The 23,848-nt window shown below is 70.5% G+C and carries 19 protein-coding genes; 7 read left to right on the top strand and 12 right to left on the bottom strand.

The window, feature by feature from the left end:
* Window positions 1–55: 55 nt before the first annotated feature.
* The 4 genes from OG741_RS06440 to OG741_RS06425 form a co-directional block, all read right to left on the bottom strand.
* Entirely contained in the window at window positions 56–988 is a 933-nt protein-coding gene (locus OG741_RS06440; RefSeq protein WP_405594160.1) for an IS481 family transposase, read from the bottom strand.
* Between the two features lie 279 nt (window positions 989–1,267).
* A complete protein-coding gene (locus OG741_RS06435) occupies window positions 1,268–1,756 on the bottom strand; it encodes a glutathione peroxidase (RefSeq protein ID WP_405595853.1) in 489 nt (162 codons plus the stop codon).
* A 31-nt stretch (window positions 1,757–1,787) separates the two neighbouring features.
* Window positions 1,788–2,663, bottom strand: a complete 876-nt coding sequence (locus tag OG741_RS06430) for an acyl-CoA thioesterase II (protein WP_328680604.1) — start codon at window positions 2,661–2,663, stop codon at window positions 1,788–1,790.
* A 37-nt stretch (window positions 2,664–2,700) separates the two neighbouring features.
* Window positions 2,701–5,214, bottom strand: a complete 2,514-nt coding sequence (locus OG741_RS06425; protein WP_405595852.1) for a DEAD/DEAH box helicase — start codon at window positions 5,212–5,214, stop codon at window positions 2,701–2,703.
* Between the two features lie 121 nt (window positions 5,215–5,335).
* On the opposite strand from OG741_RS06425, the gene OG741_RS06420 reads away from it, so the two are divergent.
* On the top strand, window positions 5,336–6,127 hold the full coding sequence (locus OG741_RS06420) for a metal-dependent hydrolase (protein ID WP_405595851.1): 792 nt from the start codon (window positions 5,336–5,338) through the stop codon (window positions 6,125–6,127).
* Between the two features lie 35 nt (window positions 6,128–6,162).
* Here the strand turns inward: OG741_RS06420 and OG741_RS06415 are convergent, their stop codons facing one another.
* Together OG741_RS06415 and OG741_RS06410 are read right to left on the bottom strand one after the other, a co-directional pair.
* A complete protein-coding gene (locus OG741_RS06415) occupies window positions 6,163–7,944 on the bottom strand; it encodes an ABC transporter ATP-binding protein (protein WP_405595850.1) in 1,782 nt (593 codons plus the stop codon).
* Window positions 7,941–9,749, bottom strand: coding sequence for an ABC transporter transmembrane domain-containing protein (locus tag OG741_RS06410; protein ID WP_405595849.1), 1,809 nt, complete (start codon window positions 9,747–9,749; stop codon window positions 7,941–7,943). The genes OG741_RS06415 and OG741_RS06410 overlap by 4 nt, the downstream gene beginning before the upstream one ends.
* A 157-nt stretch (window positions 9,750–9,906) precedes the next feature.
* On the opposite strand from OG741_RS06410, the gene OG741_RS06405 reads away from it, so the two are divergent.
* The gene (locus OG741_RS06405) at window positions 9,907–11,499 is read left to right on the top strand and encodes a peptide-N4-asparagine amidase (protein WP_405595848.1); all 1,593 of its coding nucleotides are present in this window, start codon (window positions 9,907–9,909) and stop codon (window positions 11,497–11,499) included.
* 39 nt (window positions 11,500–11,538) lie between these two features.
* Here OG741_RS06405 and OG741_RS06400 read toward each other — a convergent pair whose 3' ends face one another.
* Entirely contained in the window at window positions 11,539–11,982 is a 444-nt protein-coding gene (locus OG741_RS06400) for a MarR family winged helix-turn-helix transcriptional regulator (protein WP_405595847.1), read from the bottom strand.
* Between the two features lie 132 nt (window positions 11,983–12,114).
* Between OG741_RS06400 and OG741_RS06395 the strand changes: the two genes are divergently transcribed.
* From OG741_RS06395 to mltG, 3 genes are all read left to right on the top strand, one after another.
* Window positions 12,115–13,926 carry an ABC transporter ATP-binding protein gene (locus tag OG741_RS06395; RefSeq protein ID WP_405595846.1) on the top strand — a complete coding sequence of 604 codons (1,812 nt, stop codon included), beginning with the start codon at window positions 12,115–12,117 and terminating at the stop codon, window positions 13,924–13,926.
* 39 nt (window positions 13,927–13,965) lie between these two features.
* The gene (locus OG741_RS06390) at window positions 13,966–14,559 is read left to right on the top strand and encodes a hypothetical protein (protein ID WP_405595845.1); all 594 of its coding nucleotides are present in this window, start codon (window positions 13,966–13,968) and stop codon (window positions 14,557–14,559) included.
* A 108-nt stretch (window positions 14,560–14,667) separates the two neighbouring features.
* Window positions 14,668–15,510 carry an endolytic transglycosylase MltG gene (mltG, locus tag OG741_RS06385; RefSeq protein ID WP_405595844.1) on the top strand — a complete coding sequence of 281 codons (843 nt, stop codon included), beginning with the start codon at window positions 14,668–14,670 and terminating at the stop codon, window positions 15,508–15,510.
* 6 nt (window positions 15,511–15,516) lie between these two features.
* Here the strand turns inward: mltG and OG741_RS06380 are convergent, their stop codons facing one another.
* From OG741_RS06380 to OG741_RS06365, 4 genes are all read right to left on the bottom strand, one after another.
* Window positions 15,517–16,599, bottom strand: a complete 1,083-nt coding sequence (locus OG741_RS06380) for an NAD(P)-binding domain-containing protein (protein WP_405595843.1) — start codon at window positions 16,597–16,599, stop codon at window positions 15,517–15,519.
* 75 nt (window positions 16,600–16,674) lie between these two features.
* On the bottom strand, window positions 16,675–18,213 hold the full coding sequence (locus tag OG741_RS06375; protein WP_405595842.1) for an aldehyde dehydrogenase family protein: 1,539 nt from the start codon (window positions 18,211–18,213) through the stop codon (window positions 16,675–16,677).
* Window positions 18,210–19,550, bottom strand: a complete 1,341-nt coding sequence (locus tag OG741_RS06370; protein ID WP_405595841.1) for a 2-oxoadipate dioxygenase/decarboxylase family protein — start codon at window positions 19,548–19,550, stop codon at window positions 18,210–18,212. The genes OG741_RS06375 and OG741_RS06370 overlap by 4 nt, the downstream gene beginning before the upstream one ends.
* Window positions 19,551–19,583: 33 nt before the next feature.
* Window positions 19,584–20,738 carry an NAD(P)/FAD-dependent oxidoreductase gene (locus OG741_RS06365; RefSeq protein ID WP_405595840.1) on the bottom strand — a complete coding sequence of 385 codons (1,155 nt, stop codon included), beginning with the start codon at window positions 20,736–20,738 and terminating at the stop codon, window positions 19,584–19,586.
* Between the two features lie 73 nt (window positions 20,739–20,811).
* Here OG741_RS06365 and OG741_RS06360 point away from each other — a divergent pair, with 73 nt between their 5' ends.
* Together OG741_RS06360 and OG741_RS06355 are read left to right on the top strand one after the other, a co-directional pair.
* Window positions 20,812–21,717, top strand: a complete 906-nt coding sequence (locus OG741_RS06360) for a LysR family transcriptional regulator (protein ID WP_405595839.1) — start codon at window positions 20,812–20,814, stop codon at window positions 21,715–21,717.
* A 63-nt stretch (window positions 21,718–21,780) separates the two neighbouring features.
* Window positions 21,781–22,203: a YjbQ family protein gene (locus tag OG741_RS06355; protein ID WP_405595838.1), complete on the top strand. Its 423-nt coding sequence runs from the start codon at window positions 21,781–21,783 to the stop codon at window positions 22,201–22,203.
* A gap of 78 nt (window positions 22,204–22,281) precedes the next feature.
* On the opposite strand, the gene OG741_RS06350 is transcribed toward OG741_RS06355, so the two are convergent.
* Entirely contained in the window at window positions 22,282–23,844 is a 1,563-nt protein-coding gene (locus OG741_RS06350) for a DUF4139 domain-containing protein (protein WP_405595837.1), read from the bottom strand.
* Window positions 23,845–23,848 lie beyond the last annotated feature (4 nt).

Raw genomic sequence — 23,848 nt, 5'->3', positions numbered from 1 at the left:
ACGCGAGCCCGGCAAGATCGGCCGGACAGGACCTAGGTGTGCAGCTGACGGAGGCCTATGACAGTGGGTTCTGGGCTTTCTGTCGGAGGCGTTCGTAGGGTGTCTGGCCGGTGAGTGCGCCGTGGGGGCGATGGTAGTTGTAGTAGTCCTCCCATTCCTGGAGCTTGCTGTTGAACAGGTTGACGTCGTCGATGACCTGTCCCTCCAGGAGGCGGTAGAACTCTTCGGAGTCGATGCGGTGGGACCGTTCGACCTTGCCGTTCAGCCGCGGCGTGCGGGGCTTGATGCGGACGTGGCCGATGCCCTTGTCGAGCAGGTGCCAGTGGAACGCTGAGCCGAATTCCTGACCGTTGTCGGTCTGGACCTGCTCGACGGCGAACGGCAGCTTGGCCAGCACGTGGTCGATGAACTGGATGGCGGTCTTCTGGTCGTTGCGCGGGTAGGCGCGCAGGACCCGGAGCCGGGTGCAGTCGTCGATAGCGGTGTACTGGTAGTAGCGCTTCTTGCGGCCCGTCTGGCCGAGGGGCTCGATGAACTTGACGTCGACCTGCAGCTGATGGCCGGGCCGTTGCTTCTCGTAGCGCTTCCAGCGGGTGGAGCGGCGCTTGTAGCGCTGCGAGGCCGGCAATCGGTTGAGTCCCACCTTCTTCAGGATCCGCCAGACGCCGGACGAGCTGACCTTGACGTCGTGATACCGCTCCAAGTACATCGCGATCTTGGCCGGCCCGAAGTGATACTGCTGCCGCAGCCACAGGATCTTCTCCACCACGTCTGCCTTGGTGGCATGCGGCGTGTGGTGCGGCGCGCTTGAGCGGTCCTTCAGCCCCTCAAGCCCCTCGGCCTCGTAGCGTCGCAGCCATATGTAGTAGCACTGGCGGCTGATGCCGTAGTAGCGGCAGGTGGCGGCCACACTGCCGCTCACCTCCTCGACGTGGCGCAGCACCGAGAGCCGATGCCGGGCGCGCCTTTCAAGCTCGCGTTCAGTCATGCAGGTCTCCTAGATACGAGAGACCCACCTGTCAATAACGTCCGTCAGTTTTAGACCTAGGCCGTGTTTTAGAACTAGCGCCGTCCGCCCGTAGGGCGGGGCTCGCGGCGTTTGGTGCGTGCAATCGCAAGGCGGAGGGTCATCCTCGTACTGGACGTACTTGGATGAATCCGACAACGCAGCGAGTGTGCGTGCCAGGCGGGAGTTCCAAAACACGGCCTGGGCCCCATCGACAAGCGCCGGACGGGCTCGACCGAGCCCGTCCGGCGCTTGTCGTCGTTACGCGGCTAGCAGCGCCTCGATCGCGGCTGTGACCGCCGGGTCCTCAGGCTCCGTGCGCGGGCGGATGCGGGACACGACCTGGCCGTCCTTGCCGATCAGGAACTTCTCGAAGTTCCACTGGATGTCCCCGGCCTCGCCCTCCGCGTCCGCGACCTGGGTCAGCTCCGCGTAGAGCGGGTGCCGGCCGGCCCCGTTCACATCCGTCTTCTCCAGCATGGGGAAGGTCACGCCGTACGTCGCCGAGCAGAAGGACTCGATCTCCTCCGCGCTGCCCGGCTCCTGGCCCGCGAACTGGTTGCACGGTACGCCGACGACGCTGAAGCCCTGCTCGCCGTACTGCTTCTGCAGCCGCTCCAGACCGGCGTACTGCGGGGTCAGACCGCACTTGGAGGCCACGTTCACCAGCAGGACGGCCTTGCCCTCGTAGTCGGCCAGGGACGTCGGCTCGCCGTTGAGCGTGCGCAGCGGGATGTCGTACAGGGTCATGGAAATCTCCTCAGGGGCAGGCAATCGACGTTCATTGTGAACCCCAGGGACGGAAGAGACCTTCCTGGACGACCGAAACCAGCAGATTGCCTGCCAGGTCGTAGATACGGCCGCGCGCCAGCCCGCGGCCGCCCGTGGCGATCGGGGACTCCTGGTCGTAGAGGAACCACTCGTCCGCGCGGAAGGGCCGGTGGAACCACATCGCGTGGTCGAGCGAGGCCATGTCGAAGCCGCGCCTGCCCCACAGCGGCTCCACCGGGATGCGGACCGCGTCCAGCAGCGTCATGTCGCTCGCGTAGGTGAGTGCACAGGTGTGCACGAGCGGGTCGTCGCCCAGCGGGCCGACCGCGCGCATCCACACCGCGCTGCGCGGGTCCGCCTCCTTCAGCTCCTCCGGCGTCCAGCGCAGCCGGTCGACATAGCGGATGTCGAAGGGCTGGCGCCGCTCCATCCGCTCCAGCGCCTCGGGCAGCGCACCCAGGTGCTCACGGATCTCCGTGGCGACCGTCGGGAGCGTCTCGGGGTCCGGGAACTCCAGCCGCGGCGGCAGCTGGTGCTCGATGCTTCCCGTCTCCGGCCGGTGGAAGGAGGCGGTCAGATTGAAGATCGTCTTGCCCTCCTGGATCGCGGTGACCCGGCGGGTGGTGAAGGAGCGGCCGTCCCTGACCCGTTCGACCTGATAGACGATCGGCACGCCGGGGATGCCCGGCCGCAGGAAGTAGGCGTGCAGCGAGTGGACGGGCCGCTCGCCGTCGGTGGTGCGGCCGGCCGCGACCAGCGCCTGGCCCGCCACCTGGCCGCCGAAGACGCGTTGCAGGGATTCGTTCGGGCTGAGTCCGCGGAAGATGTTGACCTCGATCTGCTCCAGGTCGAGCAGATCGACCAGGCGCTCGGCCGGGTTCGTCATCGGGTTTCTCCTGTGTTCCCAGGGGTCGGGGCAGGTGTCAGAGCTGGCCGACGGACGTGACGCGCACGACCGCCCGGCCTTCCTCGTCGGAGGCTGCCAGATCGACCTCGGCGCTGATACCCCAGTCATGGTCGCCGTTCGGGTCGGCGAAGATCTGCCGGACGCGCCACAGCCCGTGCTCGGCGTCCTCCTCGATCAGCAGCAGCTTGGGCCCGCGGGCGTCGGGCCCGGTGCCCAGCTCCTCGTACTCGTCCCAGTACGCGTCCATCGCCTCGCCCCAGGCGTCCTCGTCCCAGCCGGACTCGGCGTCCAGCTCCCCGAGGTCGTCGACCCTGTCGAGCGCGGCGAGCTCCACCCGGCGGAACATCGCGTTGCGCACCAGCACCCGGAAGGCGCGTGCGTTCGCAGTGACCGGCTTGACCTGGTCGGCCTTCTCCTGGGCCTGCTCGGCGGTCTCGATCTCCGGGTTGGCGAGCTGCTCCCACTCGTCGAGCAGACTGGAGTCGACCTGCCGCACCATCTCGCCGAGCCAGGCGATCAGGTCTTCGAGGTCCTCGGTCTTGAGGTCGTCGGGGATGGTGTGATCGAGCGCCTTGAACGCGCTCGCGAGGTAGCGCAGCACGATGCCCTCGGTGCGTGCCAGCTCGTACCAGGAGGTGAACTCCGTGAAGGTCAGGGCCCGTTCGTACATGTCACGGATGACGGACTTCGGCGAGACCGGGTGGTCACCGACCCACGGGTGCGACTTCTTGTAGACGTTGTACGCGTGCCAGAGCAGCTCTTCCAGCGGCTTGGGGTACGAGATGTCCTGGAGCCGCTCCATGCGCTCCTCGTACTCGATGCCGTCCGCCTTCATCTGGCCGACCGCCTCACCGCGCGCCTTGTTCTGCATGGCGGCGAGGATCTGGCGAGGGTCGTCGAGCGTCGACTCGACGACGGAGACCATGTCCAGGGCGTAGGACGGGGACTCCGGGTCGAGCAGGTCGAAGGCGGCCAGCGCGAAGGTCGACAGCGGCTGGTTCAGCGCGAAGTCCTGCTGGAGGTCGACGGTGAGCCGGATGGTGCGGCCCTCGGCGTCGGGCTTGTCCATCTGCTCCACCACTCCCCCGTCGAGCAGCGAGCGGTAGATGGCGATGGCCCTGCGGATGTGGCGCAGCTGCGCCTTGCGCGGCTCGTGATTGTCCTCCAGCAAGTGGCGCATCGCCTTGAAGGCGTTCCCGGGCCGGGCGATCACCGAGAGCAGCATGATGTTGGTGACGCGGAAGCGGGAGGTCAGCGGCTCCGGCTCGGAGGCGATCAGCTTCTCGAACGTGGTGTCCGACCAGGCGACAAAGCCCTCGGGGGCCTTCTTCCTGACCACCTTGCGGCGCTTCTTGGGATCGTCGCCGGCCTTCGCGAGCGCCTTCTCGTTCTCGATGACGTGCTCGGGGGCCTGGGCGACAACGAAACCGGCGGTGTCGAAGCCGGCCCGCCCGGCGCGACCGGCGATCTGATGGAACTCGCGGGCGCGAAGGGTCCGTACCCGAGTGCCGTCGTACTTGGTGAGCGCGGTGAACAGCACCGTGCGGATGGGGACGTTGACACCGACCCCGAGAGTGTCGGTACCGCAGATGACCTTCAACAGGCCTGCCTGCGCCAGCTTTTCGACCAGACGGCGGTACTTGGGCAGCATGCCCGCGTGGTGCACACCGATGCCATGGCGTACGTAACGGGACAGGTTCTGCCCGAACTTGGTGGTGAAGCGGAAACTGCCGATCAGATCGGCGATCTTGTCCTTCTCCTCGCGCGTGCACATGTTGATGCTCATCAGCGACTGCGCCCGCTCGACCGCCTGGGCCTGTGTGAAGTGCACGATGTAGACCGGCGACTGGCGGGTTTCGAGCAGTTCGGTGAGCGTCTCGGTGATGGGCGTCGTGACGTACTCGTACGAGAGCGGCACGGGCCGGGTCGCGGACCGCACGACGGCGGTCTCGCGGCCGGTACGACGGGTCAGATCCTTCTCGAACATGGAGACATCGCCGAGGGTCGCCGACATCAGGATGAACTGCGCCTGCGGCAGCTCCAGAAGCGGGATCTGCCAGGCCCAGCCGCGGTCCGGCTCGGCGTAGAAATGGAACTCGTCCATCACGACCTGGCCGATGTCGGCGTTCTTGCCGTCGCGCAGGGCGATGGAAGCCAGCACTTCGGCAGTGCAGCAGATGACCGGGGCGTCCGCGTTGACGGACGCGTCGCCCGTCAGCATTCCGACGTTCTCCGTGCCGAAGAGCTTGCACAGGTCGAAGAACTTCTCGGAGACCAGCGCCTTGATCGGCGCGGTGTAGAAGGTCACCTGGTCATGGGCGAGAGCGGCGAAGTGCGCGCCCGCCGCAACAAGGCTCTTTCCGGAGCCGGTGGGGGTCGAAAGGATCACATTCGCCCCGGAAACCACCTCGATCAGCGCCTCCTCCTGAGCCGGATAGAGCGTGATGCCCTGGCCTTCGGCCCATGAGGAGAAGGCTTCGAAGAGGACATCGGGGTCGGTATCCGGCGGCAGCTGATCGATGAGGGTCACGCCCCCATCTTGCCTGCCTTCACCCCGGATCAGGGAACCGGACGTCGGCGGCAAGATCGCGGGCGATACGCTGCCCTGTCAACTGGGCTTCACCACAAGAACAATGGGGCGGGAAACGCACATGATGGGACCGGCGCACTCACTGTCCGGGGCGGCTGCCTGGCTGGGGGTGGGCGCGGCGACAGCCGCCGCCGGCCATCCGATGCCGTGGCCGGTCCTCGTCGTCGGAGCGCTGATCTGCGCCGGTGCGGCGCTGGCGCCGGACCTCGACCACAAGGCGGCGACGATCTCGCGCGCCTTCGGGCCCATATCGCGCGGACTGTGCGAGGTCGTCGACAAGCTGTCGTACGCGGTCTACAAAGCGACAAAGAAGCAGGGCGACAAGCGCAGGACCGGCGGCCATCGCACGCTCACCCACACCTGGCTGTGGGCAGTCATGATCGGCGCGGGCACCTCGGCGCTGGCCATCTTCGGTGGCCGGTGGGCGGTCCTCGCGATCCTGTTCATCCATCTGGTACTCGCGGTGGAGGGCCTGCTGTGGCGGGCGGCGCGGGTCTCCAGCGACATACTGGTCTGGCTGCTCGGCGCCACGAGCGCATGGATCCTGGCGGGAGTGCTCGACAAGCCGGGCAATGGCGCGGACTGGCTGTTCACCGCCCCCGGCCAGGAATACCTGTGGCTGGGCCTGCCCATCGTGCTGGGCGCGCTCGTGCACGACATCGGCGACGCGCTGACGATCTCGGGCTGCCCGATCCTGTGGCCCATCCCGGTCGGCCGCAAGCGCTGGTACGCGCTGGGCCCGCCGAAGGCGATGCGGTTCCGGGCCGGGAGCTGGATCGAGCTGAAGGTGCTGATGCCGGTGTTCATGCTGCTCGGCGGAGTGGGCGGCGCGGCGGCGCTGGGGTACATCTAGGGCCTGCCGTTTCGATGAGGCCGTAGGGGGCGCGCTCACCCGTGCCAGGACCGCCACAGCGCCGCATACGCCCCGTCCGCCGCCACCAGCGCGTCATGGCTGCCCAGCTCGCTGATCCGGCCGTCCTCCACCACCGCGATCACATCCGCGTCGTGCGCGGTGTGCAGGCGGTGGGCGATGGCCACCACCGTGCGGCCGTCCAGGACCCGCGACAGCGAGCCCTCCAGATGGCGGGCCGCCCGCGGGTCGAGCAGTGACGTCGCCTCGTCCAGGACCAGCGTGTGCGGGTCCGCGAGCACCAGGCGGGCCAGCGCGATCTGCTGGGCCTGGGCCGGGGTGAGCGCGAAGCCGCCCGAGCCGACCTCGGTGTCCAGGCCGTCGTCCAGTCCCTGTGACCAGGAGTCCGCGTCGACCGCGCCGAGTGCCGCCAGCAGCTCGGCGTCGGACGCGTCGGTACGGGCCAGCAGCAGGTTGTCGCGCAGCGAGCCGACGAAGACGTGGTGCTCCTGGTTGACCAGGGCGACGTGCTCGCGGACGCGCTCCGCGGGCATCCGGGACAGCTCGGCGGCGCCGAGCGTGATCTGTCCGGCCCGCGGGGCGTAGATGCCCGCGAGCAGGCGGCCCAGCGTCGACTTGCCCGCGCCGGACGGGCCGACGAGGGCGAGCCGGGTGCCCGGCGCGACCGCCAGGGACACCTGGTGCAGGACGTCCACGCCTTCGCGGTAGCCGAAGTGCACCTCGTCCGCCCGGACGTCGCGGCCGTCCGGCACGACGCCCGCGTCGCCCGCGTCCGGCTCGATCTCGCGTACGCCGACGAGCCGCGCGATCGACACCTGGGCGACCTGGAGTTCGTCGTACCAGCGCAGGATCAGATTGACCGGGTCGACCAGCATCTGCGCGAGCAGGGCGCCCGTCGTCAACTGCCCGACGGTGATCCAGTCCTGGAGGACGAAGGCGCCGCCGATCAGCAGCACGGAGCAGAGGATCGTCACATGCGTCACGTTGATGACGGGGAAGAGCACCGACCGCAGATAGAGCGTGTAGCGCTCCCAGGCGGTCCACTCCCTGATCCGCTGCTCGGAGAGCGCCACCCGGCGTCCGCCGAGGCGGTGCGCCTCGACCGTCCGCCCTGCGTCGACGGTCTCGGCCAGCATCGCGGCCACCGCCGCATACCCGGCGGCCTCCGAGCGGTACGCCGAAGGCGCACGCCTGAAGTACCAGCGGCAGCCGATCACCAGCACAGGAACGGCGACGAGCACCGCGAGCGCCAGCGGCGGCGCGGTCACGGTGAGCGCGCCGATCAGCAGCCCGGCCCAGACCACGCCGATCGCCAGCTGCGGCACGGCTTCGCGCATGGCGTTGGCCAGCCGGTCGATGTCAGTGGTGATACGGGAGAGCAGGTCACCGGTGCCCGCCCGCTCCAGGACACCCGGAGGCAGCCCGACCGACCGCACGAGGAAGTCCTCGCGCAGGTCCGCCAGCATCTGTTCGCCGAGCATCGCGCCGCGCAGCCGCATCAGCCGTACGAACACGGTCTGGACGACCAGCGCGAGCGCGAACAGCGCGGCGGTGCGCTCCAGATGGAGATCCCGCGCCCCGTCCGCCAGGTCCTGGACGAGCCCGCCCAGCAGATAGGGACCGATCATCGAGGCGATCACCGCGACGGCGTTGGCCGAGACCAGCAGCACAAAGGCCCTGCGGTGCCGCCGCAGCAGTTCGCGGACGTACGCCCGCACGGTCGCCGGTGTGCCGACGGGCAGGGTCGCCGCCGTCTCCGGGGCCGCCGGGTCGTACGCCGGTGGCGCCACGCCGATCATGCCGACTCCTCGATCTCTTCCAGTGCTTCCAGTTCGCCGATGACGGTGACTGCGCCGAGCTGTTCTTCCTCGGTCTCGCGGGTGACCACTGCCCGGTAGCCGGCGGTGGTGTGCAGCAGTTCGCGGTGCGCACCGACCGCGGACACCTTGCCGTCGTGCACGAACACCACCCGGTCCGCCCGGTCCAGCAGCAGCGGTGAGGAGGCGAACACGACCGTGGTGCGGCCGGTCCGCAGCCGCTTGATGCCCTCGGCGATCCGTGCCTCCGTGTGCGAGTCCACGGCGGAGGTGGGCTCGTCGAGGACCAGCACCTCGGGGTCGGTGACCAGGGAGCGCGCCAGGGCGAGCCGCTGGCGCTGTCCGCCGGACAGCGACCGGCCGCGCTCGGTGATCCGTGTGCGCATCGGGGCGCCGTCGGTGTCGAGGGACGCCTGGGCGAGCGCGTCCAGCACATCGCCGCACTGCGCGGCCCGCAGGGCGTCCTGTGCGGAGACGTTGCCGGAGGAGGGGACGTCGAGGAGCTCCCGCAGTGTGCCGGAGAGCAGCACCGGATCCTTGTCCTGTACGAGGACTGCGGCACGTGCCTCGTCCAGTGCCAGGTCGTCGAGCGGCACCCCGCCGAGCAGCACGGACGGCGCACCGGCCACGTCGGCGGCCGGATGCCCGCCGAGCCGTTCGGCGAGCAGTCCCGCCGCGTCCGGGTCGCCGCAGACCACGGCCGTGAAAAGGCTCGCGGGCGCGAGGACGCCGGTGGCGGGGTCGTACAGATCGCCGCTCGGGCGCCCGTACTCCACGCCGGAGGGCTCGGTCGCCCGCCGCAGTGACAGCACTCGCGCGGCCCGCTTCGCGGAGGGCCGCGAGAAGGAGTACGCCATGGCGATCTCCTCGAAGTGCCGCAGCGGGTACATCAGCAGCGTCACCGCGCTGAAGGCGGTGACCAGTTCACCGACCTCGATCCGGCCGTCCTGGGCGAGCCCGGCCCCGTACCAGATGACCGCGATCAGCAGCATGCCCGGCAGCAGCACCTGGATGGCCGAGATCAGCGACCACATACGGGCGCTGCGCACAGCCGCCCTGCGCACCTCCTGGGATGCCTGCCGGTAGCGGCCGAGGAACAGCTCCTCGCCGCCGATGCCCCGCAGCACCCGCAGTCCCGCGACGGTGTCCGAGGCCAGCTCGGTGGCCCTGCCCGCCTTCTCGCGCTGGATGTCGGCGCGCCGGGTGGCGCGCGGCAGCAGCGGCAGCACGGCCAGCGCCAGCACGGGGACGCCGATCGCGACGACCAAGCCCAGCGCCGGTACGTACAGGACGAGGCCGACGCAGACCAGAGCCACCGTGATGGCGGCCGCGGCGAAGCGCGAGACCGCCTCGACGAACCAGCCGATCTTCTCCACGTCGCCCGTGGAGACCGCGACCACCTCGCCGGCCGCGACCCGGCGGGTCAGCGCCGAGCCCAGCTCGGCCGCCTTGCGGGCCAGCAGCTGCTGGACACGTGCCGCCGCGGTGATCCAGTTGGTGACGGCGGCGCGGTGCAGCATCGTGTCGCCGAAGGTGATCGCGACGCCGCACAGGACGATCAGCGCGCCGGCGAGTGCCAGGGCGCTGCCGGAACGGTCCACGACCGCCTGTACGGCCCGGCCGACGCCCAGCGGCAGCCCGGCCACACCGCAGAAGTGCAGCAGGCCCCAGGCCAGTGCCTTGCACTGTCCGCCCAGCTGATTCCGCCCGAGCCAGAGCAGGAAACGCGGACCGGACCCGGCATCGGCCACACCAGGGTCGGGATAGGGAAGATCGCGAATCTGCATGATGTCCCAGAGCTCGAAAGTGTGGCGGAAACCGTGCAAGGTTCGCCTTTCGGAGCCCCTTCCCGCAATCGAATTTCGTGCGCAGCACACACAACGCGCCAAGGTCGAACAGGTGGGTCTGGTGCCCGGCGCCTGCCGCACGCTTCACTCCTGACGCATGAGACGACGACAGATCATGTCCATGCTCGCCGGTCTCGCGCTGGCGGCCGGATCGCTGCTCGGCGCCGGGCCCGCCGCGGCGGCCGACGAGCCCCCTGCCGAGTTCGGATCCGACTGGCACGACCCGGTGACCGCCGCGCCGCCCGTCGCCCGCCCGGACACGAAGTCCTGCCATATGACACTCGCCGAGGCGCAGTTCCGCGATTTCACGCCGTACAAGGGGAGTTACGCGCCCCCGAAGGGCTGCGGCAAGAGCTGGAGCCGGGTGGTGCTGCGGCTCGACGGCAGCGTCAAGGGACGGCAGTACGACCGGCTCGGCCATCTCGCCGTCGGCGGCGTCGAGATCCTTCGTACCTCCACCCCGCAGCCCTCGCCGGACGGCATCGCCTGGTCGGTCGAGAAGGACGTCACGCGCTACAGCGACACCCTGCGCAGCGCCCAGCCGGTCGAGATGCTCATCGGCAACGTGGTCAACGAGACGTACACCGGGGTACTCGACGTCAAGGTGACGCTGACCTTCTACGCGGCGGACGGTACGGCGAAGGCGGCCGCCACACCCGACAAGGTGCTTGCGCTGGAGGGCACTTCACTCACCACGCCGCGCAACTCCGAGCGGATCCTCGCCGAGGTGTACGCGACCGGGTCGGGCGGCGGCTGCGAGGAGTACTGGTATCTGACCGTCCCGGACTCCGCGCCGTACTCCTGCAAGGCCGCGGGCGGGCCGTACCGCGAGGTGCAGATCAAGGTCGACGGACAACTCGCGGGAATCGCCGCGCCGTTCCCGACGGTCTGGACGGGCGGCTGGTCCAACCCCTTCCTCTGGTACGTGATTCCGGGGCCGCGCGCCTTCGACATCAAGCCCGTCCAGTACGACCTCACGCCCTTCGCCGCCCGGCTCAACGACGGCATGCCGCACCGGATCGAGGTGTCCGTCGTCGGAGTTCCGCAGGGTCAGACCGGCTGGAGCACGCCCACCAATGTGCTGGTCTGGCAGGACGAGGGGAGCGCGGTGGTGACGGGCGCGCTGACCCGGCACGAGGAATCCACGCCGGTCAACTCGTTGACGTACATGCCCGGTTCGGAGCACCGGCTCGACACCGAGGGCGCCCATCGGCTCACCGTCGGGGGTCACCTCGACACCTCGCACGGACGGGTCGCCACGACCGTCCGCCGCGTGCTCACGAACACCTCCGCCCACCGCTGGACCGAGGGCGAGAACATGGACGCACTCAAGGGGACCTGGAGCGACGACGAGCGCGTCACCAGCGGCGGGCAGGTCACGCGCAGCCATCGGACCTACACGATGGACGGTGTCACGACACTGGGCGAAGGTGACCGGCTGCGCACCGTCCTCACCCTGGGGGACAGGGCCGACACCGTCGTGGCGCGGAGCGGGCATCGCTTGGCGTGGTCGCGCCTCGATGACGCGTACACCGGCGATGCGACCTACACGGCCAATGTGCCGCGTGACCAGCGGCACGCGGTCGGCACGACGGCTGAGCGCTACCGGCTCCAAGGCTCCGGCGGCTGCTACGAGCGCGCCCTGCGGACGGTCCAGGGGGTGCTGACCGAGGACCGGCGGTACTGCTGAGCTGCGCCCAGCGGCACGGTCGGCGACGGGTCGCCCGCGTCAGCAGCGTGGCCCCGGCCCGTCGACCAGGGTGGACAGCAGTCCGCCGAGCACCTCGCGCTGGTCGGTGGTCAAGGGAGCCAGGATGTCCTCCGCGGCCGCCCGGCGTGCGCTGCGCAGCGCTCTGAGCGCTGCGCGGCCGGGGTCGGTGAGCTCGATCCGGATCACCCGGCGATTGGTCGGGTCGGGTACGCGGCGGACGCAGCCGCTCGCCTCCAGGCCGTCGACCAGGCTGGTCACGGCGCGCGGGACCACCTCCAGGCGGGCCGCGAGATCGGCCATGCGGGGCGGCTCGTCGTAATGCGCGAGGGTGCGCAGGAGGCGGGACTGGGCGGGCGTGATCGCGATGTCGGCCGACTCCAGCTGGCGCTTCTGGCTGCGGTGCAGCCGTCGGGTCAGCCGCAGGAGCTGCTCGGCCAGCAGGCCGTCGGGGTCGGTGCTCATGCCGGGAACAATATCAGGACCGGGCTCATTGTGAATATAGGTAACAATGAGCTATGCTCTCAAAATCTTTGCCGCACCACCCTTCTCGTTGCTTCACCGTCCCTGCCGTCTCGCCCCTGGTCGAAGGAGCCCATGCGTATCGACGCCGAGTCCAACTGGACACCACCACCCCGTGATGCGGAGCAACCGCCCGCCGAAGTGCGGCGTATTCTCCGGCTCTTCCACCCCTACCGCGGCCGCCTCGCCGTCGTCGGCCTGCTCGTCGGTGCCGCGTCGCTCGTCTCGGTCGCCTCGCCGTTCCTGCTGCGCGAGATCCTCGACACCGCCATTCCGCAGGGCCGCACCGGGCTGCTCAGCCTGCTCGCCCTCGGCATGATCCTCACCGCGGTGATGACCAGCGTCTTCGGCGTGCTCCAGACACTGATCTCCACCACCGTCGGCCAGCGTGTCATGCACGATCTGCGTACCGGCGTCTACGCCCAGCTGCAGCGCATGCCGCTCGCGTTCTTCACCAGAACCCGCACCGGAGAGGTCCAGTCGCGTATCGCCAACGACATCGGCGGGATGCAGGCGACCGTGACCTCGACGGCGACCTCCCTGGTCTCCAACCTCACGGCCGTGGTCGCCACCGTCGTCGCGATGCTGGCGCTCGACTGGCGGCTCACCGCCGTCTCGCTGCTCCTGCTGCCGCTGTTCGTCTGGATCAGCCGCCGCGTCGGCCGCGAGCGCAAGAAGATCACCACGCAGCGCCAGAAGCAGATGGCCGCCATGGCCGCCACCGTCACCGAGTCGCTCTCCGTCAGCGGCATCCTGCTCGGCCGCACCATGGGCCGTGCCGACTCGCTCACCAAGTCCTTCGCCGAGGAGTCCGAGCGGCTCGTCGACCTCGAAGTCCGCTCCAGCATGGCCGGGCGGTGGCGGATGTCGACCATCGGCATCGTCATGGCCGCCATGCCCGCACTCATCTACTGGGCCGCCGGACTCGCCCTCCAGTCGGGCGGAGCCGCGATATCGATCGGCACGCTCGTCGCCTTCGTCTCGCTCCAGCAGGGCCTGTTCCGCCCCGCCGTGAGCCTGCTCTCCACCGGAGTGCAGATGCAGACCTCGCTCGCCCTGTTCCAGCGGATCTTCGAGTATCTCGATCTGCCGGTGGACATCACCGAGCCCGAGAAGCCGGTCCGGCTGGAGAAGATCCGCGGCGAAGTCCGGTTCGAGGACGTCGACTTCGTGTACGACGACAAGCAGAAGCGGCCGACCCTCGACAGGATCGACGTGGCCGTCCCGGCCGGCGGCAGCCTCGCCGTCGTCGGCCCGACAGGCTCCGGCAAGTCCACGCTCAGCTATCTCGTCCCGCGGCTGTACGACGTCACCGGTGGCAGGGTCACGATCGACGGTGTCGATGTCCGGGAGCTCGACTTCGACAGCCTCGCCCGGGCCGTGGGAGTCGTCTCCCAGGAGACGTATCTCTTCCACGCCTCCGTCGCCGAGAACCTGCGCTTCGCCAAGCCGGACGCGACCCAGGCAGAGATAGAGGCGGCCGCGCGGGCGGCACAGATCCACGACCACATCGCAACGCTGCCCGACGGCTACGACACCCTCGTCGGCGAGCGCGGCTACCGCTTCTCCGGCGGCGAGAAGCAGCGCCTCGCCATCGCCAGGACGATTCTGCGCGACCCTCCCGTCCTCATCCTCGACGAGGCGACCAGCGCGCTCGACACCCGTACGGAGCAGGCCGTGCAGCAGGCGATCGACGCGCTCTCGGCAGGGCGGACCACCATCACCATCGCCCACCGGCTCTCCACGGTCAGGGGCGCCGACCAGATCGTGGTCCTCGACGCGGGGCGCATAGCCGAGCGCGGCAGCCACGGGGAGCTGCTCGACAGCGACGGCCGATATGCCGAACTGGTCCGCAGGGACGCCCGGTTGGCCCCGGTGGCACCCTGACGGACCCTCGCCCGTCCGGCTACGGCATGATCACCGCCCATGAGAGCTCTCCTCGGTGTGGAACTGCCCGGATACCGGCCCGTCGACCAGGACGTCTGGGCCAACGACGAAGGCGATGTGCTGTCGCTGCACTTCTTCGGGCTGCCGCCGGACCTGCCCGCCTCGCTCGACGACGGCCCCTCGCTGCGCGCCGAACTCACCCGCCTCACCGCCCAGGCGGGTGGAGGCCTGATCGAGGCATCCGTGAAGTCGCTCGGCCCGCTGCCCGCGCTGAAGCAGATACTGAAGCTGCCGCTGCCGGGACAGCCCAGCGGCCAGGCATTCATCGGCAGCTTCACCGTGCCGCGCGCGACATGCAGCACCGTGGTGAAGATCCAGGCACCCGAGCGGGGCATGACAGGGATGCGGGAGGCCCTGGTCATGGCGCAGGTCGGCCACGACAAGTACTTCCGGCCGCACCCCTACGCGCCGGAGGTGCAGGGTGGTCTGCCCTTCCATGCCGCCGACCACGCCCAGTGGGACGCGCAGTTCCCCGACCATCCGCTGAGTCGCGTACGACGCACACTCGACGCGCTCGCCGGGGCGGTCCAGGTGGCGCCCGAGTTCGCCGCACTGCCGCCTTTCGCTCCCTGAGCCACCGGCAAGCCACCGGCCGGCCGTCGGCCGCGGCAGAGTCATGTGTCGCCTGTCGCCCAGCACCGGGTGCCGGGATCGGGGCGAGCCCCGGGTTAGCGTGCCTGTATGAAGAATGAACCGTCGTCGGGACCACCCGGCCGCAGGTTCGGGCTGACCCGGCGGGGCCGACTGGTGCTGACCGTGACCGCCCTTGTCGTCGCGGCCGTCGCGGTCCTGGTGCCGCTGCTGCTGAACGGGGCCCACGAGGAGAAGAAGTCGCTGCTGGTCCCCGAGGGCTGGCGCGCCACCCAGGTCTACGCGGCGATCGACAAGGCCCTGGACGAGCCGGCGGGCACCACTGCGAAGGCGGTCGGCACGGCGCGGCTGAAGCTCCCGGCGGACGCCCGGGGCAATCCCGAGGGCTACCTCTTCCCGGCCACGTATCCCGTCGACTCCACGTCCACTCCTGAGAGTCTGCTCAGTTACATGGTCAACACGGCCCATCAGCGGTTCGGGGCCGATCGCATGAGAAGCGGCGCCGAGCGCAGCGGACTGACGGCCTATCAGATGGTGAGCATCGCCAGCATCGTTCAGGCCGAGGCCGACACACCGGAGGACATGGGGAAGGTCGCCCGCGTCATCTACAACCGGCTCGCGCAGGGGATGCCGCTGCAGATGGACTCGACCCTGAACTACGCGCTGAACCGCAGCACGCTGGACACCACGGCCGCCGACACCCGCATCGACAGCCCGTACAACAGCTACCAGCGCCGCGGGCTGCCGCCGACCCCCATCGACAACCCGGGGGAGCAGGCCATGCGCGCGGCGATCAGTCCGCCGCCCGGCAACTGGCTCTACTTCGTCACCGTGGCGCCGGGGGACACGCGCTTCACGGCTGGTTACGAAGAGCATCGGCGCAATGTCGCGGAGTTCAACGCCAGGCGCAGAAGCGCGAGCAGCGGCGGCTGACGGGCGTCAGACCAGGGCCGGTTCGCGCTCCAGCAGCCGCTTGATCTCGCGGACCGCTGCCCGGCCCGCCCGGTTGGCGCCGATCGTCGAGGCCGACGGCCCGTATCCGACGAGATGGACGCGGGCGTCCCGTACCGCGCGGGTGCCGTCCAATTGGATGCCGCCACCGGGCTCGCGCAGTTTCAGCGGCGCGAGATGGTCGATCGCCGCGCGGAATCCGGTCGCCCAGAGGATCACATCCGCTTCCACCGTCCGCCCGTCGTCCCAGGCCACGCCCGTCGGCGTGATCCGGTCGAACATCGGCAGCCGGTCCAGAACGCCCGACTCGCGGGCCCGCCGTACGGCGTCGGTGAGCGGCAGCCCGGTCACCGAGACCACACTCTGCGGCGGCAGCCCGCGGCGTACGCGCTCCTCGACCATGGCGACGGCCGCTCGTCCCGCGTCCTCGTCGAAGGGGCCCTCGCGGAAGACGGGCGGCCGCCGCGTCACCCAGGTGGTGTCCGCCGCGTACTCCGCGATCTCCATCAGATGCTGGGTGCCCGAAGCCCCGCCTCCCACCACGATCACGCGCTGTCCGGCGAACTCCTCGGGTCCCGGATAGTTCACGGTGTGCAACTGCCGCCCCCGGAAGGTCTCCTGACCCGGGTAGCGCGGCCAGAAGGGCCGGTCCCAAGTGCCCGTCGCGTTGATCAGCGCCCGCGCCGCCCACGTCCCCTCCGAGGTCTCGACGCGCAGCCGCCCGCCCTCGCCCTCGCGCACGGCCGTGACATCGACGGGCCGGTGTACGCGCAGATCGAAGCGCCTTTCGTACGCGGTGAAGTACGCGCCGATCACCTCGGAGGAGGGGCGCCCGTCATCCGCACCGGTCAGTTCCATGCCCGGCAGCGCGTGCATGCCGTGCACCTTGCCGTAGGTGAGGGACGGCCAGCGGAACTGCCAGGCACCCCCGGCTCTCGGGGCATGGTCGAGCACCACGAAATCGCGGTCCGGCACCAGTCCGGCGCGCCGCAGATGGTAGGCGCCGGACAGTCCTGCCTGTCCGGCGCCTATGACGACCACGTCCACGTCACGTACCCCGAAATTGTTCACGTTTCTACCAACCCTGCGGGGTGCGTGGATCTTCCCGGTCCTCTTCCCGGTACTTTTCCCGATCCCGTGCGGGGCTTACAGGAAGTTCACTCCCTGCGCGAGCGGCAGGCTGTCGGAGTAGTTCACCGTGTTCGTCGCCCGCCTCATGTACGCCCTCCATGCGTCCGAACCCGACTCGCGCCCGCCGCCGGTCTCCTTCTCTCCGCCGAACGCCCCGCCGATCTCGGCCCCCGAGGTACCGATGTTGACGTTGGCGATACCGCAGTCGGAGCCGTCCGCCGCGAGGAAGCGCTCCGCCTCCCGCTGGTCCTGCGTGAAGATGCTGGAGGACAGGCCCTGCGGGACCCCATTCTGCAGCGCGACGGCCTCCTGAAGGGTCCGGTAGGTGAGCACATAGAGGATCGGCGCGAAGGTCTCCCGGCGTACGACGTCCGTCTGCGCGGGCATCCGCACCACCGCGGGCCTGACGTATGCCGCATCGGGCGCCTGCCCGCCCAGCTGCCGGTCGCCGCCGGTGAGGATCTTCCCGCCGTCGGCCTCGGCAGCCGCCAGCGCCTCGGTCATCGCCCGGTGAGCCGCGGAGGAGATCAGCGGGCCCACCAGGGTGGCCTCCTGGAACGGGTCGCCCACCGGCAACTGGCCGTACGCGTGGACGATCTTCTCCACCAGCCGGTCCGCGATGTCCTCGTGGACGATCAGCCGGCGCAGGGTGGTGCAGCGCTGGCCCGCCGTGCCCGCCGCGGAGAACACGATCCCGCGTACCGAGAGGTCGAGATCGGCGGAGGGCGTGACGATCGCCGCGTTGTTGCCGCCCAGTTCGAGCAGACAGCGGCCGAAGCGCGCGGCCACCCGCGGGCCGACCTCCCGCCCCATCCGGACCGATCCCGTCGCGCTCACCAGGGCCACCCGCTCGTCGTCGACCAGCCGCTCGCCCGTCTCGCGGCCGCCCAGCACAAGAGCGTGCACACCGGTCGGCGCACCGGTGTCGGCTGCGGCGCGCGCGAGCAGGGCGTCGCAGGCCACGGCGGTCAGCGGGGTGAGCTCCGAGGGCTTCCAGACCACCGTGTCACCGCAGACGAGAGCGATCGCGGTGTTCCACGCCCAGACCGCCACCGGGAAGTTGAACGCCGAGATCACACCCACCACGCCGAGCGGGTGCCAGCTCTCCGAGAGGCGGTGGCCGGGACGCTCGGAGGCCATGGTCCGCCCGTACAGCTGCCGGGAGAGCCCGACCGCGAACTCGCAGATGTCGATCATTTCCTGCACTTCGCCGAGCGCCTCGGAGCGGATCTTGCCCGCCTCGATGGTGACGAGGTCGGCCAGCTGCTCCTTGTGCTCGCTCAGCAGCTCACCCAGCCGCTTGACCAGTGCCCCGCGCTGCGGCGCCGGGACCGTGCGCCACTCGCGGAACGCCGCGTCGGCCGCGCCGATCGCCGTGCCGGCCTGCTCGGGGGTCGTCGCGGGCAGGGTGAACAAGGTGGTGCCCGTCAGCGGCGTACGGGCGATGACATCGCCGCCGTCCACGGGCAGTCGGGCGCCGCAGCCGCGCAGGCTCTCGCGGGCCCGGGCGCGCAACGAGTCGTTGTCGGGAAGCGTGGTGCCGGTGCTGGTCACGGTGTGTCCTTGGGGAGTCCGAGGGCCTGGCGGGCCTGGCGAAGTGAGCTGTCCTGCTGAGCGGCGTAGAGGTCGAAGGGGTCGTGGACGGGGCGCTCCAGTACGCCGGAGAGCCACTGCTGGTCGTAATGGGCGCCTTGGGCCGCGGAGTCCCTGGTGCCCTCGTCGGAGAGGTTCGACTGGAAGATCCCGGCGGCCGACCTGGGGAGGAAATCCTCGTAGACGATGGGACGGGCGCGCACCCATCGCCCGTCGAGGAGGCCCGCCAGATCGTCCGGCGGGGTGCGGTCGTCGCGGGGCCGGTCGCCGCCCGGTTCGTAGCGGAAGAACGCTCGCTCCTGGACGGCCAGTTGACGTTCCGTACGCGGGAACCGCTGCTCCCAGACCTCGGCCGGCTCACCCGCCAACTCGTCGTAGAGAGCACGGCCCGCCCTCGTCAGTGCGATGCCGCGCGCCTCGACCTCGCCGAAGCGCACCCGCAGCGACCCCACCGCGACGCTGCCGTCCGGCTCGCGGAAACGGCGCGGTTCGGCCAGCGCGCGGAACGACGTCTGCCGCAGCAGCACATCCGGCCCGTCCCAGCGCGGTGGGCCCTGGATCCGGTCGATCATCGTGATGCCGCGCTCGCCCATGCGCCGGTAGAGCTCGTCGATGTCGAGAACCCGCGGCGTGAGGTGGTTGACATGGGTGCCGGTGACGCCTCCGATGTCGGCGGCGACGGCGGAGATCCGCTCCAGTTCGGCGTACCAGGCGCGGTCCACCGGCTCCCGGGAGAGCTCGAAGGCGGCCACCGCCAGGGTGAGGAAGCGCTCGGCGGGCCATTCGTCGAGTCCCTGCTCCCGCTCGGCGCGGGCCGCGAGGTCCAGGAGCTCGGGAGGGAAGAGCTCACGCCGGGCCAGGAACGATTCGAGGCGCGCTTGAAGATCCGCGTCGAAGAACCGCCGGTCGGCTGTGGTGAGCATCGAGGTGAAGACGCGGAAGGGATTGCGCTCCAGCTCCTCGGCGTCGATGGGCCGGAACGCGGTGGAGACGACCGGTACGGAGCTGGCCGCAGCCTCGCGCAGATCGTAGAAGCCCACCGGCCGCATGCCGAAGGCGGCGAAGATCTGGGCGACCTGGCGCATCTCGCGCGGCGTACCCACACGGATGGCGCCGTGCCGCTCGGCCGTGACCCGCTCGATCCCGCCGAGCCGTCCCGCGTCACCGCCCTTGCCGATCACCTCGTCGTTGACCTGCGCCGACACCTGAAGAAGCGTGGTGTACGCGGGGACCTCCGCCCCGTACATGTCGGAGAGCCGACGGGCGAACGCGGCCCGCAGCCACCAGGTGGGGAGCATTGCGTCCTCCTTCCCGTACCGGTCGTGCCGGGGTCAGATGATGTGGGCCTCGGGGCGTACGGCGGTGGCCCGCCCCTCGAAGCGGGCCGCGGACAGCGGGCCCACGTCGATGAACGGGGTCCGCTCCAGATACAGATCACGGACGATCTCGCCGACCGCGGGCGCCTGCAGAAACCCGTGCCCGGAGAAACCCGTGGCATACAGGAAGCCGTCCACGTCGCCCGACCGGCCGATCAGCGCATTGCGGTCGGGAGTCATCTCGTACAGCCCCGCCCAGCCGCTCCCGGCCGTAAGACCGGCGAGCGCCGGAGCCCGCCGCCCGGCCGCCTCACGGAACGGCTCCAGCCACTCCCGGCTGAACTCCCGTCCGAATCCCGGCTTCTGGCGCCGGTCGGACAGGCCGAGGACCAGCCCGTCCGCGCGGTCGTTGTGGAAGTAGAGCGTCGATGAGAAGTCGAGGGTGAAGGGGATCCGCGGCGGCGCGGGGGACAACCGCCCGGTCAGCGCGATCTGTCGGCGCAGCGGGGTGACCGGCAGCCTCACCCCGGCCATCGCACCGACGGCGGCCGACCAGGGGCCCGCCGCGCAGATCACGGCCGAGGTCCGGATCGTGCCTGCCGTCGTGCGCACCGCCCGCACCCGGCCGCCGTCGGTGTCGATCCCAGTGACGCCGCAGTGCGTACGGAGTCTCGCGCCGAGGCGCTGAGCCGCGCGCAGATACCCCTCGACCGCCGCTCTCGGAAGCGCGAAGCCGTCGTCGGGGGAGTACGCGGCGGCGACGAAGGAGACCGGATCCACATACGGGCACAGTTCCTGCGCCTCGCGCGGCGTGATGATCCCGCTGCGGACCCCGAGCTCGTTCTGTACGTCCACGGCCTGCTGGAAGGCCGTCACCTCGGCCTCGCCGCCGAGCAGGAAGAGATAGCCGACGCTCTCGACCCCGACGTCGGCCCCCGGGCGGGAGGTGAACGCCCGCCACGCCTCCAGGCTGCGCTGCCCCAGCCTGATGTTGAGCGGATCGGAGAACTGGGCGCGAATCCCGCCGATCGGCTTGCCCGACGAGCCCGACGCCGGTTCGTCACGCTCCAGGACCAGGACGTCCTCCACCCCGGCCTCGGCCAGATGGAAGGCGATGCTCGCCCCGACGACGCCACCGCCGACGATGACGACCTCAGCACTGTGACCCATGAAAGCCATGGTGGAGGGGCCGACTCTTCGCGTCCATTGACAGTTCCAGCAGTCGATCTTTTAGATCCCCTGTATGGAACTGGGTGGAGCACATCTGCGCGCGCTGGTCGAACTCGACCGCTGCGGCACGATGACGGCGGCCGCCGCGGCTCTCGGCTACACCCCCGGCGCGATCTCCCAGCAGATCGCCCAGCTGGAGCGGACCGCCGGCGCGCAGCTGATCAGGCGGGCGGGACGCCGGGTCGAACTCACCGACGCCGGGCACACGCTGGTCGTCCACGCCGGGCACATCCTGCGGGCCCAGGCCGAGGCGGCGGCCGCCATCGAGCGCACCCGCGGGGAGATCGCGGCGAGGCTGCGGCTCGGGGTGTTCGGCTCGGCGGCCGCGGCGTTTCTGCCGCCCGCGCTGCGCTGGCTGGCCGAGCACCACCCCGGCGTGCGCGTGGTCAGCCAGGAGGTGGATGTCGACCAGGCCCACGCGGAGGTCTCCGCGGGCCGGGTCGACCTCGCGCTCGGCCTGGACTATCCGGATGCCCCGCTGGCCCGGGACGAGGCCTCCGAGCTGGTACGGCTCCACGCCGAACGCTTCTCACTGGCGGTACCGGAAGCCGGGGCGCCGCCCGCGGGGACGTCGTGGCGGCTGACCGAGCTGGCCGACCGGGACTGGATTCTGCCCGCGGCCCGTACGTACTACGGCAGGGCCATCCGTACGGCCTGCCGCCGGGCAGGATTCGAACCGCGCGTCGTCCACGAGGTGACCGACACCGCCACCTCGCTGGCCATGGTCGGGGCGGGGCTGGGCGTGGCGCCGCTGACCGGCCTGATGCTGCGGTTGCGCTCCGAGGGGATCGTTCCGGTGCCGCTGGACGATCCGGTGGAACGCCATGTCGTGGTGGCGGTGCGGGCCGCCGCGCGGGGGAGGCCGTCGGTGGAGATGCTCATCGAGGCGCTGCGGCAGGGGGCGACGGCCGGGGCCTGAAAGGACCCCGTGCGGCGCGATCGTGCGCGCGCGATCGTGCGGTGCGAACGGGAAGATGGACTCATGCCCGGACCCTTCACCACCAGGACCCTGACCATCTCCAGCGGCTCCAGCGAGACGGTGACCGACCTGACCCGCGCCTGCAAGGAGTTCCTCACGGAGGCGGCGGGCGGCAGGGACGGCCTGCTCAATGTCTTCGTCCCGCACGCGACGGCCGGCATCGCCCTCATCGAGACGGGCGCGGGCAGCGACGCCGATCTGCTCGCCGCGCTGCACACCATGCTGCCCGCCGACGACCGCTGGCAGCACCGCCACGGCAGCCCGGGCCACGGCAGGGACCACGTCGTGCCCGCCTTCGTCCCGCCGCACGCCACGCTGCCCGTCATCGGCGGCCGTCTGGAGCTCGGCACGTGGCAGTCCGTGTGCCTGGTCGACACCAACAAAGACAACGCCGACCGCCAGGTTCGGTTGAGCTTCCTTGGGTAGCGGTCGCGAGCCCGACCCTACCGGGCATCCCCGGCCCCCGGAGGCCTGCACCAGCAGGCGTTCAGCGGCCCACCGAGCTCAGAGCCCGGTGACTTTGGCGCTCGCCGACAGCTCGTAGACCAGGGTGACCGTGCGGCGGCCGCCGGGTGGGAGGGTGACGTCCCAGCGGGCGATGCCCTCGGCGTCGACCACGTCGGGCGCAGGGGAGCATGAATCCTTGTGCAGGCGTATCTCCACCGCCGAGACCTCGGAGACCGGGATCCGCTCCCGAAGGACGACCACCCGCTCGCCGTGCTCGCCGGGGGCGGAGAACCGGGACAGGTGCAGCCGGACCGTGCGGGTGACCACGGTCCGCTGGGTGATTCCGGCGGAGTCGCGGGACTCCTCGGCATCCCGGACCACGCTGTAGTCGTCGCAGCTGCCGAAGGCCAGCTCGACGGGGGCGCCGGGGGCGGTGAAGTCCAGCGTGCCGCGGCCGCTGAATCCGCTGCCGCGGACCAGGTCCACGGGCCCGGCGAGCAGCGCGTGGCCGGACAGGTTGTCGAACCGCACCACCTGGGTGACCAGGGGGGACAACTCCGGTGAGCAGGTGTACTCACTGACCGCAGCCGTGGTGAATGCGGAGAGCGGCACTCGGTGGGCGCGGCCGTCAGCGGGCACCGAGACCGGCGCGGGGGATCTCAACACCCGCACCTCGCCGCCGTCGTCCACCCCCGGCAGGCCGAGCACCGGGGCCGGGCCGAGGGTCCCGATCTCCTCCTCGCGCAGTTCGACATCGACCGTGCGGCGCTCCGCTGCGGAGCGGTCCTTGAGCGTCAGCCGGTCCTCGCCCAGCCGTGGCGGATCGGTGGCCGGCGCCGAGCGGGCCGTCGACAATGTCAGCCGTACGTCCGACCAGTCCTCACCGGTGCGCTGCCAGACCATCGCGTCGGTCTCCAGCGTGAGGGAGTCCCCGTCGAGCACGGCCCGGTAGGCGGGCCGCCACAGCGCGCACGGGGTGAGGTGGCTCAGGCGCAGCGAGACCGGCCCGGCGACCGCGGTCTCCACGGTCAACTCGATATGGCCGACCAGCTCGGCGGGCTCCTCCTCGGAGAGGTGCATGGCCCGCTGGGCCTCCCCGAGTTCGGCGTCGAGGGCGGCCAGCCGGGCCTCCACGGTGCGGAGTTGCTCGCCGTGCGCGTCGCGCTCGTCGTCCACTCGGTCCAGTTCGCGGGCCCAGCGGACCCGTTCGTTCTCCCCGGAGCCTGCGCCTTCGCCGATCTCCCGCAGCAGATCGGCAGCGAGGCGGCCGAGCAGGTCAAGGCGGGCATGCAGCCGGTCGCGTCGCTGCCCCAGGGCCAGCCGCTCCTCTTCGAGGGCGTGTACGCGGCGCCGCAGGGCGGAGTCGTCGTCGGTGGACGGCAGCGGCCCGCGCGGCGTCCAGCTTCGGACGATCCGCACGTCGAGCACGGTCGCGGGGTGATCGGAGGTCAGCTCGGCATGGAGGGTCCGGTCGACGGCCAGCGCACTGACCGGCCCGAGACGCATCCGCTGGACCCCGGCCTCCAGGTCGAGCACGACGGCGCGCTCGATGTGGGCGCGATCCTCGAGGCACGTGACGGCGGTGACGGGGAGGGCGATCGGCTTCGGGGCCGTGGACATGGCG

It is taken from the genome of Streptomyces sp. NBC_01410 (assembly GCF_045040195.1).
Taxonomy (GTDB): Bacteria; Actinomycetota; Actinomycetes; order Streptomycetales; family Streptomycetaceae; genus Streptomyces.
This window is presented reverse-complemented; position numbering and strand designations above follow the sequence as displayed.

What these genes read in the sequence shown, in the direction of transcription:
- OG741_RS06440 (WP_405594160.1), bottom strand. Translation starts at nt 988, where the DNA reads ATGACTGAACGCGAGCTTGAAAGGCGCGCCCGGCATCGGCTCTCGGTG.
- OG741_RS06435 (WP_405595853.1), bottom strand. Translation starts at nt 1,756, where the DNA reads ATGACCCTGTACGACATCCCGCTGCGCACGCTCAACGGCGAGCCGACG.
- OG741_RS06430 (WP_328680604.1), bottom strand. Translation starts at nt 2,663, where the DNA reads ATGACGAACCCGGCCGAGCGCCTGGTCGATCTGCTCGACCTGGAGCAG.
- OG741_RS06420 (WP_405595851.1), top strand. Translation starts at nt 5,336, where the DNA reads ATGATGGGACCGGCGCACTCACTGTCCGGGGCGGCTGCCTGGCTGGGG.
- OG741_RS06415 (WP_405595850.1), bottom strand. Translation starts at nt 7,944, where the DNA reads ATGATCGGCGTGGCGCCACCGGCGTACGACCCGGCGGCCCCGGAGACG.
- OG741_RS06410 (WP_405595849.1), bottom strand. Translation starts at nt 9,749, where the DNA reads ATGCAGATTCGCGATCTTCCCTATCCCGACCCTGGTGTGGCCGATGCC.
- OG741_RS06405 (WP_405595848.1), top strand. Translation starts at nt 9,907, where the DNA reads ATGAGACGACGACAGATCATGTCCATGCTCGCCGGTCTCGCGCTGGCG.
- OG741_RS06400 (WP_405595847.1), bottom strand. Translation starts at nt 11,982, where the DNA reads ATGAGCACCGACCCCGACGGCCTGCTGGCCGAGCAGCTCCTGCGGCTG.
- OG741_RS06395 (WP_405595846.1), top strand. Translation starts at nt 12,115, where the DNA reads ATGCGTATCGACGCCGAGTCCAACTGGACACCACCACCCCGTGATGCG.
- OG741_RS06390 (WP_405595845.1), top strand. Translation starts at nt 13,966, where the DNA reads ATGAGAGCTCTCCTCGGTGTGGAACTGCCCGGATACCGGCCCGTCGAC.
- mltG (WP_405595844.1), top strand. Translation starts at nt 14,668, where the DNA reads ATGAAGAATGAACCGTCGTCGGGACCACCCGGCCGCAGGTTCGGGCTG.
- OG741_RS06370 (WP_405595841.1), bottom strand. Translation starts at nt 19,550, where the DNA reads ATGCTCCCCACCTGGTGGCTGCGGGCCGCGTTCGCCCGTCGGCTCTCC.
- OG741_RS06365 (WP_405595840.1), bottom strand. Translation starts at nt 20,738, where the DNA reads ATGGGTCACAGTGCTGAGGTCGTCATCGTCGGCGGTGGCGTCGTCGGG.
- OG741_RS06360 (WP_405595839.1), top strand. Translation starts at nt 20,812, where the DNA reads ATGGAACTGGGTGGAGCACATCTGCGCGCGCTGGTCGAACTCGACCGC.
- OG741_RS06355 (WP_405595838.1), top strand. Translation starts at nt 21,781, where the DNA reads ATGCCCGGACCCTTCACCACCAGGACCCTGACCATCTCCAGCGGCTCC.
- OG741_RS06350 (WP_405595837.1), bottom strand. Translation starts at nt 23,844, where the DNA reads ATGTCCACGGCCCCGAAGCCGATCGCCCTCCCCGTCACCGCCGTCACG.